Source organism: bacterium (genome assembly GCA_021372775.1).
Classification (GTDB): Bacteria; Acidobacteriota; Polarisedimenticolia; order J045; family J045; genus JAJFTU01.
On record JAJFTU010000045.1, the window covers coordinates 1 to 3,956 of the forward strand.

Annotated in this window: 3 protein-coding genes; 1 reads left to right on the forward strand and 2 read right to left on the reverse strand. The window is 70.4% G+C overall.

The window, feature by feature from the left end:
• Nucleotides 1-411: D-glycero-beta-D-manno-heptose 1-phosphate adenylyltransferase (gene rfaE2, locus LLG88_01840; GenBank protein ID MCE5245648.1), on the forward strand; the 411-nt coding region annotated here is incomplete at its 5' end.
• Between the two features lie 288 nt (nt 412-699).
• Here rfaE2 and LLG88_01845 read toward each other — a convergent pair.
• A complete protein-coding gene (locus LLG88_01845) occupies nt 700-1,893 on the reverse strand; it encodes an aminopeptidase (protein ID MCE5245649.1) in 1,194 nt (397 codons plus the stop codon).
• Nucleotides 1,894-1,934: 41 nt separating this feature from the next.
• On the reverse strand, nt 1,935-3,956 hold a 2,022-nt coding region (locus tag LLG88_01850; GenBank protein MCE5245650.1), incomplete at its 5' end, for a carbohydrate binding family 9 domain-containing protein.

Here is a 3,956-nt window from a genome sequence, read left to right on the forward strand (position 1 = left end):
TTCACCAACGGCTGTTTCGACTTGCTGCACGCCGGGCACGTGCGCCTGCTGGCCGCGGCGCGCCGCGCGGCCGACGCGCTGATCGTGGGCGTCAACACCGACGCGTCGGTGCGCCGCCTCAAGGGGCCCGAGCGGCCGATCGTGCCCGAGGCGGAGCGCGCCGAACTGCTCGCCGCGCTGGAGGCGGTGGACCGCGTCGTGCTGTTCGACGAGCCGACGCCGCTGGAGACGATCCTCGCGATTCGTCCGGACGTGTTGATCAAGGGCGCCGACTGGGCGGAGGACGCGATCGTCGGGGCGAAGGAAGTCAAGTCGTGGGGCGGCCGCGTCGTCCGCGTCGAGTTGCTCGCGGGCGCTTCCACGACGTCGTTGGTCGAGCGAATCCGTTCCCGTCTCGCGCGACGCCCGTAGGGGCGGCTGGCGCGCTCCGATGACCGTCGGAACGACGGCGCCGCCACCGCGCCTGCCGCCCGACTCGATTTCCGCGCAATCCTGCCTTTCACGACGAAAGGCAAGGTTACGCGAGGTCCACGTCGGGAGGCAGGCGCGGTGGAGTCTTGAGCGGTCCTGCGATCGTCGGGACGCGCCAGCCTCCCCTACGGCGTCGTAAGGTTGCGCGAGGTTCACGTCGGGAGGCAGGCGCGGTGGTTTCTTGAACTCTCCGACGATCTGATCGGCGCGCCAGCCTCCCCTACGGGGTCAGTCGGCGATCCAGACGTCGTTGCGGACGGTCAGCTCGTGGTCGTCGATCAGGACGCGGCGGCCGCAGCCGCCGGGGCGGAAGTCGGCCACGATGTCCACGTGCTGCGCGGAGCGGTTGAGGATCCCTTGCTCGACCAGCGCCTCGACCCGCGCGCGCCCCTCCGGCGTGCCCGGCTCGGCCTCGAAGCAGTCCTCGTAGCTCGCGCCGATCGCGACGTGCAGCGTGCCGCCGACCTTCTCGACCAGCAGCGGGTGCTTCAGCACGCGGTCCAAGCCCGGGTTCATGCCGAGCGCGATCTCGCCCAGCCGGTGCGACCCCGCGTCGGTCTCGATGATCGCCGCGAGATGCTCGTGTCCGACCTCGGCGTGGTAGGCGACGATCTTCCCGCCCTCGAAGCGGAGGAAGATCCCGCGGATGTCGTTCCCGCCGTAGTTCACCGGCAGGTCGATGAAGATCTCGCCTTCGGTCCGCCGGGCGTCGGGGCTGGTGAAGACCTCGCCGTCGGGGAAGTTGCGCAGGCCGTAGGAGAGGCGCGGCAGGCTCGGCTCGATCCCCAGCCGCAGCGTCAGCTCCCGCTTCTCGCGCGGGTGCTCGGTCACGACCGTCACGGTCTTCCCCTGCTTGAACAGCGGGGCCAGCCGCTCTTCGGCCGCTCGGAGCGGCCGCGGGTCGGTCGTCGACGCGCGCACGAGGAACCGCGTGTAGTCGTCGAAGTCGATCCCCTCCATCCGCGCGAAGCCCGGCGTGGGGAAGAGCGTGATCACCCACGGCTTGCTCAGGCGGACGTCGGCGAACGGCCGGTCGGCGCCGGCGAGCGCCTGCGCCTGCGGCGCCGAGAGGCCGGCGAAGAGGGTCGGGTCCTCGGCGCCGAGCACCTCGACGTACTTCGTCATCGACTCGTACCGCGCGCGGTGCCACTCCGGCACGCGCTCGAGCTGCCATTGGTTGCCGTGCCGCCCCATCGCCGCCGACCAGACGCGGCCGCGGTCGTTGTTCGGCGGGACGAGCAGCACGTCGGGGACGGCGCCTGCCTCGAGGACCTTCCGCTCGAGGACCGCCATCAGCGGCCAGCAGATCCGCTCTCCCTTGATCATCACCCGGTCCTCGGGGACGATCCCGCCGAGGGAGTGTTCCAGCAAGAACGACGCCCAGGTCTCGAGGTCCTGGGCCGCGACGGTCGGCTCGAGCATTTCTTCTCCTTCGCTGCGTGGGGCGCGCCGATTATCCCCCGTCAGATCACGAGCGCGTACCCCAGCTTGACGAAGAAGGTCCGGTCCCGCATGTCGCGCGCCTGCCAGTCCAGCCCCTCCCGCGTGTCCGAGTAGCCGACGAAGACCATCGTCTGCGGGTTGACCTTGTAGGAGAGGAGGTACTGGCCGAACAGCTCGTCGTCGCGCGCGTCGTACCCGGGCCCGTAGAGGGCGATGTTCCGGTCGATCAGCGTCCGCTGCAGGATCGCCCGCGCGAAGAAGCGGTTCGTGAACTGGTAGATCAGCCGCGCCTGCGAGAGGTTGGCCCGGTAGAGCCACGCGCCGTCGCGCGAGAGGCGCTCGAACGTGTGGTCGAGCTGCAGGTAGAAGTGCCGCCCGACGTTGATCGTCGCGCCGGGGGTGACCGCGAGCACGCGCCCGGCGCGCACCGCGTCGTAGTCCACGCCGGGACCGTACTGCAGGCCGAGCGAGGCGGTGAGGTCCCCGGTCGGGCGGAAGTTGAAGAACAGATAGCTCTGGCCGGTGTCGAAGTCCTTGCCGCCGTAGCGGGTCGCGCTGTAGTCCTGCTCGAGCGTGAGCGAGCTCTGCAGCGGTCCCTCGTAGCGCACGTAGATCTCTCCCTCGCGCCCGAGGTAGTCGCCGTGGTCGGTCTGGATCGCGGCGTTGCTCGTGCCGATCCGGATCCGGTTGTACCAATGTCCGGCGCCGTTCCAGAAGACCCGCTCGCCGCCGGCGTAGACGTTGCGCGTCCCGACCTGGGGCATGAACCCGGCGTCGCCGCGGAAGCGCCCGCCGCGATAGGTCGAGCCGACCCAGTAGTTCCAGTCGCGCGCGGTGTGGTCGAACTCGACGTTGTTCACCACGCCCCCGAACGGCGCCTGCGGCTGCCCGTAGGCCGCCGCGGTCTCCGCGGGGTAGAGCGTGTCGGAGGCGAGCGTCTGGAAGCTGATCGAGTTCTTCTCGCTGACGCGGACCGAGCCGTCGAATCCGAAGACCCGATTGCGGTAGCCGTCCCCCTCGCGGCTCGTCAGCAGCGCGCCGACGGCCGACGACTCGCCGACGTCGCGCCGCCAGCGGAGCACCGCGGTCGTGTTCTCCTGGTCGAGCGACGTGCCGTCGGAGTCCTGCGCGCCGGGGAAGATCAGGTTCGTCGCGCGGTCGCGCGCGACGAAGGCGCCGAAGGCGTTCGCCCCGTCCTTGCCGCTGACCTTGACGCCCCACGCCGGGTCGGCGACGGCGCGCGTGTAGACGACGCGGAACGGCGTGGCGAAGAAGTCCGCCCCCTCGAGGAAGAAGGGGCGCTTCTCGGCGTAGGAGAGCGCGAACTGACGGTTGATCGAAAGCTGCGCGGCGTCGGCCTCGATCTGCGAGAAGTCGGGGTTGAGCGCGAGGTTGAGCGAGAGGTTCGGCGTCGCGCTCCAACGCGCGGACAGGCCGAGGTCCCCCTTCGCCTTGCCGTTCGTCATCCGTCCGGCGGGGTAGTCGGGGTTCGCGTCGGCGCGGGTTGCGGTCAGCGTCGGGTCGAACTCGAGGTTCCGCCCCGGCTTCATCGCCGCGAAGCCGGAGATCGTCCCCGCCTGGCAGAAGTAGCAGGGGCGGTCGCGGTCCTTCGGCACGCTCCGCAGCTTGTGCATCACGTCGCGCGGCCAGGCGCGGTAGAGGATCACGCCCCAGGTCTGCTCGCCGTCGCCGCGCGGGAAGCGGAGCGAGCTGAACGGGATCGCCATCTCGACCACGTAGCCCTCGCCGGTGATCCGCCCCGCGGCGCGCCAGATCGCGTCCCAGGTGAAGTCCTCGCCGGGGGCGGCGGAAACCGACGTCGTGCCGCCGCCGCCGCCGAACTCGCTCGCGCTGGCGTCCATCTGCACGCCCATCGGGTTGACCATGAACTCGAAGCCGCGCCGGCCGTCGTGGAACGGATCGACGAGGACGCCGATGTAGTCGTTGCGGAAGACCTGGTCGCGGTCGGCGACGTGGGCGCGGATCTTCTTCGGCTCGGGGTCGAAGGCGCGGCAGCCGACGTAGAGGTTCGTCTCGTCGAA

Excerpts from the sequence above, each read along its gene's own strand:
- LLG88_01845 (MCE5245649.1), bottom strand. The coding sequence starts at position 1,893 with ATGCTCGAGCCGACCGTCGCGGCCCAGGACCTCGAGACCTGGGCGTCG.